The sequence below is a fragment of the Polynucleobacter sp. JS-JIR-II-b4 genome, assembly GCF_018687815.1.
Lineage (GTDB): Bacteria > Pseudomonadota > Gammaproteobacteria > Burkholderiales > Burkholderiaceae > Polynucleobacter.
In genome coordinates this window covers 418078-432070 of record NZ_CP061306.1, presented here as the reverse complement: position 1 = coordinate 432070, position 13993 = coordinate 418078, and the positions used below count along the sequence as shown (strand labels likewise).

Below are 13993 nucleotides of genomic sequence, written 5' to 3'. Positions count from 1 at the left end.
TCATGACTCAACCTACTATTTCTATGATTGTTGCACGCTCACGCAATCACGTAATTGGCCGCGACAATCAAATGCCTTGGAAGATCTCGGCTGATTTGCAGTTCTTTAAGCGCGTCACCATGGGGCATCCAGTAATCATGGGTCGTAAAACTTGGGAATCCATTGGACGCCCACTTCCTGGACGTCGCAACATCATAGTGAGCCGCAATGCAACCTATCAAGCTACTGGTGGTGAATTAGTTGGATCACTCGATGAAGCCCTGAATAGCTTAAGTGAGTTCCCACGTGTTTTTGTCATTGGTGGTGAGCAACTCTTCACGCAGGCCTTTCCGAAAGCAGACCGACTCTATATTACTGAGATTGATATGGACATTGATGGTGGTGATACTTTCTTTACGGTTCCCAATGCATCAGATTGGAAAGAAGTAGAACGCACTCCTGGATCAGAAGGTAATATTACCTTTAGCTTCATTACACTAGAGCGCAAATAAAAAAGGACTCCTATGAACTGCACCCCAAAAGTTGGACATTCGTCCAACCCTCTAAGGTGCAGTTTTCATGTCCAAATACAGCAAAGAGTTCAAGCTAGCAGTCATTGAGCATTATCTATCTGATAAAGGCGGTTTTAAAGCCATTGCAGATCAGTATGGTGTTAAATACGCTTACGTTCGCAAATGGGTTCATGCTTTTTTAAGGCCCATGGGCAAAAGAGTCTCAATAAGAGTTACATCCAGTACTCAAGTGGTTTTAAGCTATCAGTCTTGCAGCATATGGAGCAACACCAGCTCTCGGTGAACCAAACTGCAGCCCACTTTAATATCCCAGCCCCAAGCTCGGTACTAGTATGGCAACGCCTCTACAATGAAGGCGGTATCACAGCCCTAGAACCTAAGCCCAAGGGACGGCCGCCCATGTCAAAACCTAGCGATATTAAGGCCTTGCTTGCCAAGCCCTTAACTTCACTCACACATGAAGAGTTACTGCGCAAAGCGCAGTATTTAGAAGTGGAGAACGCTTATCTAAAAAAGCTCGAAGCCTTAGCCCAGCAAAAGCACTTGGCAAGCAAGAACAAGCCCAAGTAATTACTGAGTTAAGGCAGCACCATCCATTGCAAATTATTTTGCTTGCAGCCCAAATGCCTAAAAGCGTCTATTACTACTGGCAAAAAGCCGGCAGTCAGGCTGATCCCTATGCTGATACCAAAACCCAGATCAATGCCATCTTTAATGCTCACCAAGGACGCTATGGCTATCGGCGAGTCCACTTAGAGCTACGCAATCAACATGAATACTTAAACCACAAGACCGTGCAAAAGCTCATGGGGCAACTAGGGCTCAAATCGACTGTACGCCCTAAGCGATATCGCTCGTATAAGGGGTCTGTGGGTAAAGTAGCGCCCAACTTGTTAGAGCGCAACTTTGCAGCTAGCAAGCCCAATCAAAAGTGGGTCACTGATGTGACGGAGTTCAGCATCAGAGGGCAAAAGGTCTATCTCTCACCCATCCTAGACCTCTACAACCAAGAGATCGTCTCGTATGAGATTGGTGATCAGCCTCAACTGAGTATGGTGACTACCATGCTTAGTAGTGCTTTTAAGCATCTCAAGCAGGCTGATAAACCGCTGCTGCACTCAGACCAGGGCTGGCAATATCAGATGGGGTTTTATCAACAAGCCCTAAAGAAGCAAGGCATTACTCAAAGCATGTCTAGAAAAGGTAATTGCTTAGATAACGCCGTGATGGAGAACTGGTTTGGGATTATGAAAACCGAGTTCTTCTATCGGAAGAGGTTTGAGACCATTGAATCATTTAAACAAGGGCTGCATGCATATATCCGCTACTACAACCACGATCGAATCAAGCAAAAAAAAGGGATTAAGTCCAGTGCAATACCGAACTCAATCCCTCGTGCTAACCTAACCAAACTGTCCAACTTTTGGGGTGCAGTTCACTAAGAGTCCTTTTTCACAGGAAAGCATTGTTCTTTTACTGAACGACAATCTTTGCATCTTTTGCAATCTGACCCAAGAACTCGTATTGCTTTCTTTGTGTCATGCCTGCACGAATAGCAGCCTTGGCTTGTTCGAATGCTGGTGGCTTGCTCGATTTTTTGTCCTCCAACTTGATTAAAAACCAGCCTTGCTGCATCTGAATTGGCGCAGGTGAAACCTGGCCTTTAGAAAGGGTTATCAACACGGAGGCTAATTCTGGGGCCACCTGACCAGGCTGAACCCAACCTACAGCACCGCCCTGCACCTTATTCGGAGCTAAGGAGACGCTCTTGGCAACCTTATCAAATGGCTCGCCTTTTTTAATGCGCGCTAACGCTGCTTGAGCATCTGCCTCACTAGCCACTGCAATATCGCTCAACTTGTATTCGACAATCATGCCTTGAGGACCTAAGGAAGACACCTCTTTGTTGTATTCAGCTTGGACATCTGCGTCAGTGATTGGGTTTTTAGCCATATAAGTTGATAGCTCGAGATCTGCCAAATAGTTCTGACGGATCATCATCAGTTGAGTATTGGCTTTTTCTGAATTTGCTAAACCATCTTTTTCCGCTTGCTGCGAAAGTAAGAGCACTTCAATGTACTTCTCAATCACTACTTTGCGCAATTCTGAAGAATCCTTTTGCCCCTGAGAAACGGCAACCTTAATTCCTTGCTCCACCATGTCGTTAGTAATGATGGTTCCGTTCACAGATGCCGCTGCATTAATTGGCAAACCACTTTGCTGCGCATAGGCACCACCTACAAGCGCGCTTGTTAACATGCCAGCAACAATAAAGCGCGCTAACATTGGATTTAATACAGAAGCAAAAGGTTTCATAAGGGGGATATCTTTCTAAAATTTAGCCTCAATAGTACCAGCAGGCATGGGTCAATTTGGAATAAGCCACAGTAAAATAGGCCTATGTGCGTTCAATACCTCACTACCGTAAATACTGATTGGGTAAAAACTCACTTTGATCTCGATTTACCGATATCAACGGCTCATGATGTATTCCCAACTTATCCAGGACCCATCGTCCTCAAAAGTCACAATACTGATCGCACCGCAATTGGTTTGGCACGCTTTGGCTTATTGCCGTCATGGGCTAAAGAAGAAACCTTCGGCAGAAAAACCTATAACGCTAGAGTTGAAACGGTAGCCGAAAAGCCTTCTTATAAGCTTGCCTGGACAAAGCGGCATTACGCCTTAGCCTTGGCGGATACTTTTTATGAGCCTTATTATGAATCTGGTAAAGCAGTCCGAACCGCTATCAAGCAAGCTAATCACGAACCAATGGCGATTGCCTCTATCTGGGACACCTGGACTGAATCGGAAACTGGTGAACTGATCGTTTCATTTTCCATGCTCACTATTGATGCTAGCAATCATCCATTGATGCAACATATGCATAAACCGGAAGATGAAAAACGCACTGTAGTTCCCTTGCGGCCCGAACTCTTCAATGCATGGCTCAATGCCACGCCTGAAGAAGCGCAAGTGCTATTGCAAATAGACTCTATTCCCAAGCTAACCCTAGCCTAGAAAGTAATGACTGGTTTCGTGGCTTGATTGGGGTCGACTGATTGCGTTTCTAGCGTCTCAGCCTCTTCTTCACCCTGTGGTTGATTGTAAAATTTCGCATCCGATGCACGCTCTTTAGCTATACGAGCATCTTCTGCTCTTGGATCGACCGGGCCAAATGGCCCCTCTACCGGCGACAGAGCTTGCTTATTAAAGCCCTGGATCTGCTGGGGGGTATATGGGGAAAAAGTATCAGACCCAGGGGGCTGGGGAGGGGTTTGAGAACAAGCCAAAACACCCATCAATAACAGAACTGAACTTAACCTCGAGAAGAATGTATTCATAAGGCCCATTGTATGGCAGCAGTCATTACTTCATCCAAGCGAATTCCTTCGGTAACTCTGGAGAACATTTCTGACTGCTGGGATACGGCACATCAGCAATAGAAAAATAACTGCCCCATAAATCGAGACTGTTCCTAAATCATTTTTACCTGCCTTATGCCACCAATAGTGAACGATGGCAGTACATGCGATCAAGTACACAAGCTTGTGCAATATTGTCCAACGCTTACCCAAGTGACGCGCGGCCCACTGATTTGATGTCAATGCTAAGGGCGTTAGTAATACCAAAGTTAGAAAGCCCATCGTAATAAAAGGGCGCTTTACAACATCGCTCCACATGAACCAAATATCTAAGTTCTGATCCAACCAGAACCAAATCGAAAAGTGGATGGCAGCGTAGAAAAAACAAAAGAGCCCTACCATGCGACGCAGCTTGATCCAAACCATCAAACCTGTCATTAAGCGCAAAGGAGTCATCGCCAGTGTAATACACAGAAAAACTAGCGCCCATGTACCGGTAGAGCGGGTGATAAATTCAATCGGATTGGCACCCAAACCCTCATAAGCCCCCAGCCACATCAAGCGACCTAGAGGTATAAGAGATAACAGAAAGACAGTTGTCTTAATAAACTTCATAAGACATATTAAACGACCCCATTAATTCAGAATCAATGGGGTCAATTTTATAAACTGCAACCAGATTAAAACTTAAGCGAAGCCTAAGCCAAACTCAGCCCTTCCTTACTCAACGGGAAGTTCCGCACTGGCCTGCCAATTGCGGCAGAAATTGCATTTGCAACAGCAGGGCCAACCACACAGATTGTTGGCTCACCTACTCCACCCCAAAAGTCAAAGCTAGGAACCAAGACTGTTTCAATTCTTGGAGTTGCAGATAGTTTTAGTAATGGGTAGGTATCGAGATTCTGCTGTTTGATGCGGCCATTTTCTACAGAGATCTCTGGCAAGAAAATGGCTCCCAATGCCATTGCTACAGAACCTTCAATTTGCTCACGTGTTAAGTAAGGATTAACAACATGGCCAGAATTTAAGGCAAATACTAAGCGAGTAACTTTCACCACATTATTCTGCACGGTTACTTCAGCAACGCAAGCGGAGTAGCTGGCATAACCCATAAACTGGGCAACACCACGGTACGTTCCAGCTGGCAACGGCTTATCCCAATCCGCTTTTTTTGCGGCAGCATTAAGAACACCCAAATGTTTTGGATGACTTTGCATGAGTGCCTGTCTAAATTTCACAGGATCCTTGCCTGCTGCTTTAGCACACTCATCCATAAAGCATTCCATGAAGATGCCGTTCTGGTTCGTGTTTACGCCACGCCATGGGCCAACCGGCACATGGGTATTTTTCATTACATACTCAGTCAAGAGCGTGGGGAAGGTATAGCCGAGTTGAGCATCGGGGCCCTTCTCGTAGAAGCCCTGGAGCTGACGCTCATCTTTGCCATCTTTAATGGCCTGCGGTGCCAACGTGGCATTAATCGACTGGCCTGCAACCTTGATATGCATGCCAGTTACGTTGCCAGAACTATCAATACCAGCAGTCATTTTTGCCATCGCAATAGGATGGTAATAATCATGAGTCATGTCTTCTTCACGACTCCAAATGACCTTGACTGGTATCCCAGGAAATTTTTGTGCAACTTTAGCTGCATAGGTCGTGAAATCTTGCATAGATCCACGACGACCTAAGCCGCAACCCGAATCTAATTTATATACCTCGCAATTAGCCAGTGGCAATCCAGTCGCTTCTGATAAGGCGGCATGTGAGCCCTCACCATTTTGGGTGGGAACCCATGCCTCCGCCCGATCGCCTGTGATTTTGACAGTAGCGTTCATAGGCTCCATCGTGACGTGCGCACGATAAGGCGTGTAATAAATGGCCTCTACTTTCTTAGTAGCACTATTGATGGCTGCAGGTGCATCGCCCTCCTTACGCTGCCAAAAATCTCCTTGCTCGTCTAAGCCGTCACGCAGCATTTTATTGATGCCATCTTGTGAAACGCTAGCAGCCTTGCCTTCATCCCAAACAATCGGCATAGCATGTAGCGCACTATTAGCATGCCACCAGGTATCAGCAACTACTGCAAGGGTGCTGTCATCAATCTTGACCACACCCTTCACCCCACGCATACCCTTGATCTTGGCTTCGTCATAGCTTACTAATTTTCCGCCAAAGACTGGGCAAGCTTTTACGGATGCGCAAAGCATGCCAGGAAGTTGCAAATCAACACCATAGACTTTAGATCCGTTCACTTTGTTTGCCGTATCCAAGCGTGCATATGGTTGTCCGGCAACTTTCCAATTTCTTGGATCCCGTAAGGTAATCGACTTTGGGTCAGGGGGCGTTAAGGTAGAAGCTAACTCAGCCACTTTGCCGTAGGTTGTTTTACGTCCTGTTGATACATGAGTAATCACACCTTTATCTACAGTCAATTCTGAAACGGGCACACTCCATTGATTGGCAGCTGCTTGCATGAGCATGATGCGTGCGGCGGCTGCACCACGACGCACATAGTCTTCAGAAATCCGGATGCCACGACTACCACCAGTACCATGCTCACCCCAAACGCGCTTACGCGCCAAACTTTGCCCTGGTGTAGCTGACTGAGTTTTAACCTTCTTCCAATTGCACTCAAGCTCTTCTGTGACCAACTGAGCAAGGCCTGTGCGTGTTCCTTGCCCCATCTCGGATCGAGCGATTCTGATATAGACAGCATCGTCCGGCTTTATGCTGACCCAAGCATTTACTTCCGCCTCGCCAATCTGCGTTGGTGTATTAGGATCATATTTAGGGCCAGCCTGTGCATATACTGAATCCGGAAGGACCCCTATACCCAACATCAACCCACCGCCAAGCATTGTGCCCTTGATGATGAAATCACGGCGGGAAGAATTATCTAAATGGGAGGCTTTATTTTTGATAGTCATATTTTTCTCCTTAACCACGGGTTGCAGGAGTGGCGTTGTATTGCGCCAAGACATCTGCCAATTTCTTTTGACCGGAAGCAACATGAATCCCATCACGAATCTTTTGATAGGTTCCGCAACGACAAAGATTACCCATTGCATTATCGATATCAGCATCAGAAGGCTTTGGGTTTCGCTTTAACAGCGCTGCAGCGGCCATGATCTGACCAGATTGGCAATAACCACACTGAGGAACATCAAGTGCAATCCAAGCTTGTTGTACTGGATGCGTACTATTTTTTGAGAGCGCTTCAATAGTAGTGATTTTGGCACTACCAATAGCAGACACTGGAATTGAACAAGAACGGACTGGCTCGCCATTGAGGTAGACAGTACACGCCCCACATTGAGCGACACCACAGCCGTACTTCGTACCAGTGAGCCCGACCACTTCTCGAATAGCCCATAACAAGGGCATATTGGGCTCCACATCAATATTCTGAATCTGACCATTAATATCTAATTGCATGTTGTCTCCTATGGTTTTTCTTTTCAAAAGACTATAAATCATTCTAGACTTTTTGCGCTCGCACATAAATGGCTCAGCCTAGGGCAAAACCCTATCGAATTAGGCAGTAATTTGCTATCCTGAAATCTCAATTAAGGATAAATATGACCGAAGAGAACCAAACCCAGAACGATGAAGATTTTGACTATGGGTGCGAGTGTGCAATGACCTTGCTCAACGAACCTACAGAAGATCGATTAAACGACTTAATTGATGAGCTAGATGAAGATGGCATGATCTCCACCGAGGTGGTTTATGGCTTGCTCGCCACCATCCTCATGAGCATGAATGAAGAAGAACATGAAGGCGACGAGCACTAATTAGTCTTGTTTCACCTGGAAGGCAAAGGCATCCATTGCCTTTGCCAACTGAATATCTAGTTTAGTTAAAGCACCAGCTGAATGTGTGCTCAATTCCACAGCGACCTTATTCCAAGAGTTTGACCAATCCGGGTGATGGTTAATTTCTTCCGCATATTGAGCGCAAAGAGTCATAAATTCAAAAGCCTGTTTGAAGTCTGCAAAGGCAAACTCCCTCGCAATTCTTTTTCCACTGGCGTCCAAGGACCATAAGGGAACTTCTTTTTCCAAATCGAAGCTATCGACCATCAAAATTGATTACCTTTAAGAAGAAACACTTTGGGAAAGTTGCTTTAAATCTTCTGGATAAAGCCAGCGCCATTCGCCTTCATTCAAATCTGCAGGCGTACGGTATGCGCCAATTTCGGTGCGGTGTAATTTAGCCACATGATTACCAACTGCCGCCATCATGCGTTTTACCTGGTGATAGCGTCCTTCAACAATCGTCATCGCCAACACATGATCAGAAATTAGCTTACATGCCGAAGCAAAGCAAGGTTTAGGATCGTCATCTAACACAACACCATTCATTAAATGATCGATTTGTTTTTGCGTAATGGGCTCAGGTGTAGTGATTTCATAAACCTTGCCAATGTTTTTCTTCGGAGTCGTCATCTTATGAATAAACTGACCATCATCCGATATTAAGAGTAAGCCAGTAGTGTCGTAGTCTAGGCGGCCCACACATTGCAACCCTCTCTCGACAAAGGGGCTGGGTAACAAACTATAAACACTAGGATGATGCGTCGTTTTATGTGAGCATTCGTAATTTGCCGGCTTATTAAAAGCAAGGTAAGCCTTCTCGTGATACTCCCAGTCTTTGCCTTCTATATTGAGGATCAGGCTTTCAGTAGCAACTCTCTCCTCTGGATCTTCAGCCAGCACACCATTCACCTTTACCAGTTCGGCATACACTAAATCACCGCAATAGCGACGGGTGCCAAAGCCTTGGCTAAAAAGAATTTTTTCGAGGGAGATGGGTTTTGCCATATGTTGCAGAGCATACTACAGAGCAAGCCCACCTTGAGTGAGTCAGTCCTATGCCGCAATTCATTATCATTAGAATACTCACTACTAAATAGCTCTATCACCATGCTCTCCACCCCAACATCACGCTCTCTTTTACATACCCGAGAAATTACTTTTCAGGGCTACATAAGAGAAGATGGCTTGTGGGATATCGAAGGCCATTTAAAGGACTTCAAGACAAATCCTTTTCAGACGAGCGCAAAGACTTGGCAACCAGGCGAGGCCTTTCATGACATGTGGGTGCGTATCACGCTAGACCGCGACTTTGTCATCAAAGACATTGAGGCGGCAATGGATGGACACCCCCATGCAGAATGTACGGCAGCGCTTCCACCAATGGATGCTTTAATTGGGTCGCGACTAGGGAAGGGCTGGCGCAAGACGATTGACACCCACCTTGGCGGGATTAAAGGCTGCACGCATTTGCGCGAGCTTCTCTCCAGCCTTGCTACTGCCGCCTATCAATCCATTCCAGGAGCATTCTTCGATCCAGCTGGTGATAAGCCACCACTTTACTTGGGTACATGCAAATCTTGGGACTTTGATGGTCCTGTAGTGATGCGCGTGTATCCCAAGTTTTATCAGTGGAATAAAACTAAAACTTAAAACTCGCCACGATGCACATTGAATGCATTGAAAGCTTGCTGAACGGGCATCACCTCTAAGACATTGATATTCATATGACTCGGTAAAGTGGCTGACCAATAAATTGCTTCAGCAACATCGTCAGCACTCAAGGCCTGAACACCGGTATATACCTTCCCCGCTTTGTCATCATCACCCTTAAAGCGAACATTGGAGAATTCTGTACCAGCACACATACCGGGCTCTATACAAGTTACTCGTACTGGAGTGCCAATCAGATCGGCGCGTAAATTTAAACTAAATTGCTTAACAAATGCTTTGGTGCCCCCATACACATTGCCGCCTGGGTAAGGATAGTTTGCAGCAACAGAGCCTAAATTAATTATATGGCCACACTTACGATCGACCATACCGGGCAAGAAGGCGCGACTCATATGCACAAGTCCCTTAATATTGGTATCAATCATTTGATCCCAATCACTCAAAAATGCTTTATGAGCTGGCTCTAAGCCCAAAGCAAGCCCAGCATTGTTTACCAAAACAGTTATCTTTGAAAATTCTGCTGGCAGCGCACTTGCCAAAGAGTCAACCTGAGCACTATCGCAAACATCCACAACCATGGTGAGAAGTTTTTTCTGCTGCTCAGCAGGCAAGGAACTTTTTAGCGCCTCTAAACGCTCAGCTCTTCTACCAACAGCTGCAACCTTATGCCCATGAGCTAAAAATCGTCGGGCAGTTGCCTCTCCAAATCCTGCGGTAGCGCCAGTAACTAATACGGTATGTTCCATGCTTCCTCTTCAAATCTTAAGTAAATAGTGGTTTGTAATTTAATATTAATGCCTATATGGGATTCCTGCGCGCGCTGACCTTGTCCTTCTTTTGCATTCCTACTAGTTTGGTGTGTACCGCCGAGCAATATTCTCCCGTGTCTATTTTAGGGCTCATTAATACCCCCCAAGAGAGATCTCAAGATCACATACTGAAATTCTGGGGCTACCATAACTACCAGGGATCTCAGAATTATCTCGATACCCTCAAGTTGCGTTACTACAACCCACTTAATCTGGGAGACTGGCACGGCACTATGCGACTCGATACCGCCTACACCGCAAGCTATGGACCCCAACAATCGGCACAAGGCACAGACGGCTTTTCACCTAACAATGCCATGCTCACTATTTGGGGTGGTCAAGTAGGCTGGCTGGGTAATATTGGAGCTCGGGTATACGCCCCACTAAGCAATTCAGGCCAGTGGTTAGCCGGCCCTCAAGTGAGCACTTCTTTTAAACCCGCTGGTAGTGAGAAAAATATCCTTTCAGATACTTCACCGCTAGCCAGGTATATGTTTGGTTTCAATCCAAAGGCGCCTGCTGGCACCAGCTTACCTCCTATTACAAGTCAGCTTGAGCTTTATCCAACTATCGGCTTGAACTTAAGTCCCAGCACCTAGATTCGCTTTTGGGATGAGAACGGCGCGGTCTTTAACGCCGCGGGTGGAGGCTGGTTTGTGCCGATTGATGCGATGGTGACCCAACGAATCAATAAAAATCTTTTGGTAGCGATTGGCGGTGCGAAACAAGTTGTTCAAACCTACCAACTCTCTAACTGGTCTGTGTATGGAAAAATTGTGCTGAGCTTTTAAAATAAGTGATAAAAAACATTAGGCAAGATCAACCAACATTTGATTATCCAGTTTTGCTGCACCCGACTTGATCAAGGCTTTAGGCAACCACTGCGTAAATTCATCCATACTCATGTTGAGCAGTTTTGCTGCACTAATTAATGCAGGTGTATTCGCAATCCATTCATTCACATGTGCAATGTCACGGCTGCGCCATTCTAAGAGGCGGTATTTCAACAATACTTTAGCGCCATGTCGGGCATTCCGATCTGGATCAGAGGCCAAATAATCCAATCTCGATCTTGCTGTAGCAAGAGATTTGGAAACATCCGTAAAAGGTGCGCCATGCCCAGGGATCACCAGATTGACTGGCAATGTCTCAATCAAATCCAAGGTTTGTGCCACCTCTTCAAAACCCACTTCACCCCAAAGCTCAGGAAAAATCACTCCGAAACCCTCTTCCCATAGGGCGTCAGCTGAAATCAATATACGGTGATCTGCCTGGTACAACATAACAGAGTGCGGATCATGTCCTGGTGCTGCCAATATCTTCCAGAGATATCTTCCTAACAGTATTTCCTCACCCGGGATCAATACACCGTGATGCGGAAACTGAGGGCACTCTTGACCCAAGTTGTCATAACTTAATAAAGCGCTATCCCAGTTTTGAACTGCTATCGCTTCAGCAGCCGGAATACATACCTCGCTATGAAATGCTTTTACCAAAGCCGCATTGCCACCACAGTGGTCTGAATGCAGATGGGTATTAACCACCCTATTTAATTTCAATAGACGATGCTTTTGCAATGCATTCTGAACCAAACCGATAGTCAGATCTTGGTGAGCACAATATCCAGAATCCACCAAAGAAACATCATTTTCACCAAAGTGAAAAATATTATTGGCAGAGAGCCAGCCTCTTTCAAAGACTTCAATCCCTGGAGGTAGCAAATGCGTAGTCATGACTGAGTGGCTTTGTGTTTACTTGGTAGTTGCTTGTGGAGTTAGCTCTAACTTACGTGTATCGAACTGTTGCGCCTGTATGCGCGTTAAGGTGTCTTCATATACTTTTTTATCTATCTGTGGAGTTCTGGACAAAATCCACAGATATTCACGACGAGGATCGCTTACTACAGCCACTTGATACTGAGCATCCAGATCAATCACCCAATAATCACCCCAAACCAAAGGGATAAAGGCCAGCCACGCAGGCGCAAATCGCACTTCAAGCTTAGGTGAGTCTTTTGCCCCAATCTGCTTTGCAGTACCCTCGGCCTCCGATATTTCGCCCTCGGCAGTTTTGCAGCTATTGAGCACTTTGAGAGTGCCATCAGCCCTAGCCGAATAGACCGCCTTCGTATTGCTAATGCACTTCCTCTGAAACCAGTTTGGGTATTTGGCAATCTCATACCAGACTCCCAGATAGCGCTGCACATCAAGGGATTGAATCGTCTTTACCGGCGCATCACTTCCCTGCCCGTATGCAGAAAAGTTAAACAACAAAATGCAAGCGCTAAAAAATATTGGATAAATTTTCCTCATTACTAATAGTACTTCTTCAGATCCATGCCTGCATACATACCAGCCACTTGTTCACCATAGCCATTAAACATTTGGGTTTTAATCTTAGGCGCAAACATTCCTTTGGGATCACCAATACGGCGCTCTACTGCTTGACTCCAACGCGGGTGATCTACCTGAGGATTTACATTGGAATAGAAACCATATTCACGGGCATCAAATTGATTCCAGCTGGTCTTGGGCATCTCTTCTGTAAAACGAATTTTGACAATCGACTTGGCACTCTTAAAACCATACTTCCAGGGCACCACGAGACGGACCGGAGCGCCATTTTGATTTGGCAGGACTTCGCCATATAAGCCAAATGTGAGAAGCGTTAATGAATTCATAGCCTCGTCCATACGCAAACCTTCACGATAAGGCCAGTCAATAATGTTGCTCTTCACCCCCGGCATTTGTTTGCGATCTGCCAAGGAAATAAATTCCACATACTTAGCCGAGCTCAGTGGCTCCACTTTATTAATCAACTTAGAGAGTGAGTAGCCATCCCAAGGAATCACCATAGACCAACCTTCAACACAGCGCATCCGGTAAATGCGCTCTTCCATTGGTGCTAATTTAAGGAGTGCATCAATATCCAGTGTTATTGGTTTTTTGACCAAACCCTCAATCGATATTGTCCAGGGACGAGTTTGCAAGCTATCAGCATGCGCAGCTGGATCCGCCTTATCCGTACCGAATTCATAAAAGTTGTTATAGCCGGTGACAAACTTAAGCGGGGTTAGACCGTCTTTATCTGCAAAAGCAGGGTTTAGGGTGGCTGCCAGCCTTTCTGGGTTTGCGGCAAGGGCTTCTCTAGAGAACCATGGAGCCAGCGCCATTCCAAAACCCCCTGCAGCCGCAGTTTTGATAATGGTCCTACGGTTTTCAAAAACCGCTTTTGGAGTGATATCGCTAGCAAGGATGGTCTTATCGGTAAAACCCATAACGCGCCCCTAAGGAATGTAATCAACCCATTTTGCTACCGATGGTAATTTCTTGCTTAAAACTGACTTGCCCGCATCTGGTTCATCAAAGCGAGATTATATTTATCCATGCCGCCAACCATTTCAGCCAAGTCTGGGTAGTCTCTAACTAAAGATTCGCCGCCATAAAAGCGGAGTAGCCAATCTGGATAGCTTCTATTGGAAATTTCTTTAATCTCTAATAATTCAATACGATGATGCCGTTTATCATCCTGGATTCTCTTCCATACCTTCATAATATTGGCACGCTCACCTTCAATCACCTGAGCAAACTGCTGGTTATCGTAAAAGAGAATGCCGGTAACACTATGTTTTTGATTAAACGCGCGCGCCGACTCGAGCAAGCGCATTAAGCCAAGAAAAGACATATCCGAGAGAGCTTCACTCAGATAACTCAATTCAACCAGGTCTTTTGGTTTAGACATAAAAAAAATAGGTGAGGCAAATGAAAAAAGGCAAACCCGAAAGTTTGCCTTTGAATGCTAAACCTAATCTAAAA

General features: G+C 45.7%; 18 protein-coding genes and 1 pseudogene. 6 read left to right on the top strand and 13 right to left on the bottom strand.

The window, feature by feature from the left end; genetic code table 11:
- Window positions 1–2: 2 nt before the first annotated feature.
- Together ICV90_RS02220 and ICV90_RS02215 are read left to right on the top strand one after the other, a co-directional pair.
- Complete coding sequence (locus ICV90_RS02220) at window positions 3–491, top strand: dihydrofolate reductase (protein ID WP_215359343.1); 489 nt, start codon at window positions 3–5, stop codon at window positions 489–491.
- A gap of 67 nt (window positions 492–558) precedes the next feature.
- A pseudogene (locus ICV90_RS02215) lies at window positions 559–1919 on the top strand (IS3 family transposase).
- A gap of 66 nt (window positions 1920–1985) precedes the next feature.
- Here ICV90_RS02215 and ICV90_RS02210 read toward each other — a convergent pair.
- A complete protein-coding gene (locus tag ICV90_RS02210; protein WP_251367767.1) occupies window positions 1986–2828 on the bottom strand; it encodes a peptidylprolyl isomerase in 843 nt (280 codons plus the stop codon).
- Between the two features lie 84 nt (window positions 2829–2912).
- On the opposite strand from ICV90_RS02210, the gene ICV90_RS02205 reads away from it, so the two are divergent.
- Window positions 2913–3533, top strand: coding sequence for an SOS response-associated peptidase (locus ICV90_RS02205; protein ID WP_215359341.1), 621 nt, complete (start codon window positions 2913–2915; stop codon window positions 3531–3533).
- Here ICV90_RS02205 and ICV90_RS02200 read toward each other — a convergent pair.
- The 4 genes from ICV90_RS02200 to ICV90_RS02185 form a co-directional block, all read right to left on the bottom strand.
- A complete protein-coding gene (locus ICV90_RS02200) occupies window positions 3530–3856 on the bottom strand; it encodes a hypothetical protein (protein ID WP_251367766.1) in 327 nt (108 codons plus the stop codon). The genes ICV90_RS02205 and ICV90_RS02200 overlap by 4 nt on opposite strands.
- A gap of 30 nt (window positions 3857–3886) precedes the next feature.
- Window positions 3887–4492 carry a sulfite oxidase heme-binding subunit YedZ gene (locus tag ICV90_RS02195; protein WP_215359339.1) on the bottom strand — a complete coding sequence of 202 codons (606 nt, stop codon included), beginning with the start codon at window positions 4490–4492 and terminating at the stop codon, window positions 3887–3889.
- A gap of 83 nt (window positions 4493–4575) precedes the next feature.
- Complete coding sequence (locus ICV90_RS02190) at window positions 4576–6807, bottom strand: xanthine dehydrogenase family protein molybdopterin-binding subunit (RefSeq protein ID WP_215359337.1); 2232 nt, start codon at window positions 6805–6807, stop codon at window positions 4576–4578.
- A 10-nt stretch (window positions 6808–6817) separates the two neighbouring features.
- Window positions 6818–7315 (bottom strand): (2Fe-2S)-binding protein, encoded by a 498-nt coding sequence (locus ICV90_RS02185; RefSeq protein WP_215359335.1) that lies wholly within the window; start codon window positions 7313–7315, stop codon window positions 6818–6820.
- A gap of 143 nt (window positions 7316–7458) precedes the next feature.
- Between ICV90_RS02185 and ICV90_RS02180 the strand changes: the two genes are divergently transcribed.
- A complete protein-coding gene (locus ICV90_RS02180; protein ID WP_068322043.1) occupies window positions 7459–7674 on the top strand; it encodes a hypothetical protein in 216 nt (71 codons plus the stop codon).
- Here the strand turns inward: ICV90_RS02180 and ICV90_RS02175 are convergent, their stop codons facing one another.
- Window positions 7675–7962 carry a 4a-hydroxytetrahydrobiopterin dehydratase gene (locus tag ICV90_RS02175; protein ID WP_215359333.1) on the bottom strand — a complete coding sequence of 96 codons (288 nt, stop codon included), beginning with the start codon at window positions 7960–7962 and terminating at the stop codon, window positions 7675–7677.
- Window positions 7963–7977: 15 nt separating this feature from the next.
- Entirely contained in the window at window positions 7978–8703 is a 726-nt protein-coding gene (locus tag ICV90_RS02170) for a pseudouridine synthase (protein ID WP_215359331.1), read from the bottom strand.
- A 102-nt stretch (window positions 8704–8805) separates the two neighbouring features.
- Between ICV90_RS02170 and ICV90_RS02165 the strand changes: the two genes are divergently transcribed.
- The gene (locus ICV90_RS02165) at window positions 8806–9348 is read left to right on the top strand and encodes a DUF2889 domain-containing protein (RefSeq protein ID WP_215359329.1); all 543 of its coding nucleotides are present in this window, start codon (window positions 8806–8808) and stop codon (window positions 9346–9348) included.
- Here the strand turns inward: ICV90_RS02165 and ICV90_RS02160 are convergent.
- On the bottom strand, window positions 9345–10115 hold the full coding sequence (locus ICV90_RS02160; RefSeq protein WP_215359327.1) for an SDR family NAD(P)-dependent oxidoreductase: 771 nt from the start codon (window positions 10113–10115) through the stop codon (window positions 9345–9347). The genes ICV90_RS02165 and ICV90_RS02160 overlap by 4 nt on opposite strands.
- Window positions 10116–10252: 137 nt before the next feature.
- Here ICV90_RS02160 and ICV90_RS02155 point away from each other — a divergent pair, with 137 nt between their 5' ends.
- Window positions 10253–10777, top strand: coding sequence for a hypothetical protein (locus ICV90_RS02155; RefSeq protein ID WP_215359325.1), 525 nt, complete (start codon window positions 10253–10255; stop codon window positions 10775–10777).
- On the opposite strand, the gene ICV90_RS02150 is transcribed toward ICV90_RS02155, so the two are convergent.
- From ICV90_RS02150 to ICV90_RS02130, 5 genes are all read right to left on the bottom strand, one after another.
- On the bottom strand, window positions 10760–10915 hold the full coding sequence (locus ICV90_RS02150) for a hypothetical protein (RefSeq protein WP_215359323.1): 156 nt from the start codon (window positions 10913–10915) through the stop codon (window positions 10760–10762). The genes ICV90_RS02155 and ICV90_RS02150 overlap by 18 nt on opposite strands.
- 72 nt (window positions 10916–10987) lie before the next feature.
- The gene (locus tag ICV90_RS02145; protein WP_215359321.1) at window positions 10988–11911 is read right to left on the bottom strand and encodes an MBL fold metallo-hydrolase; all 924 of its coding nucleotides are present in this window, start codon (window positions 11909–11911) and stop codon (window positions 10988–10990) included.
- A gap of 18 nt (window positions 11912–11929) precedes the next feature.
- Window positions 11930–12490 carry a lipocalin family protein gene (locus tag ICV90_RS02140; protein WP_215359319.1) on the bottom strand — a complete coding sequence of 187 codons (561 nt, stop codon included), beginning with the start codon at window positions 12488–12490 and terminating at the stop codon, window positions 11930–11932.
- Window positions 12491–12492: 2 nt separating this feature from the next.
- Complete coding sequence (msrP, locus tag ICV90_RS02135) at window positions 12493–13455, bottom strand: protein-methionine-sulfoxide reductase catalytic subunit MsrP (protein WP_215359317.1); 963 nt, start codon at window positions 13453–13455, stop codon at window positions 12493–12495.
- Window positions 13456–13511: 56 nt separating this feature from the next.
- On the bottom strand, window positions 13512–13919 hold the full coding sequence (locus ICV90_RS02130) for a BLUF domain-containing protein (RefSeq protein WP_215359316.1): 408 nt from the start codon (window positions 13917–13919) through the stop codon (window positions 13512–13514).
- Window positions 13920–13993 lie beyond the last annotated feature (74 nt).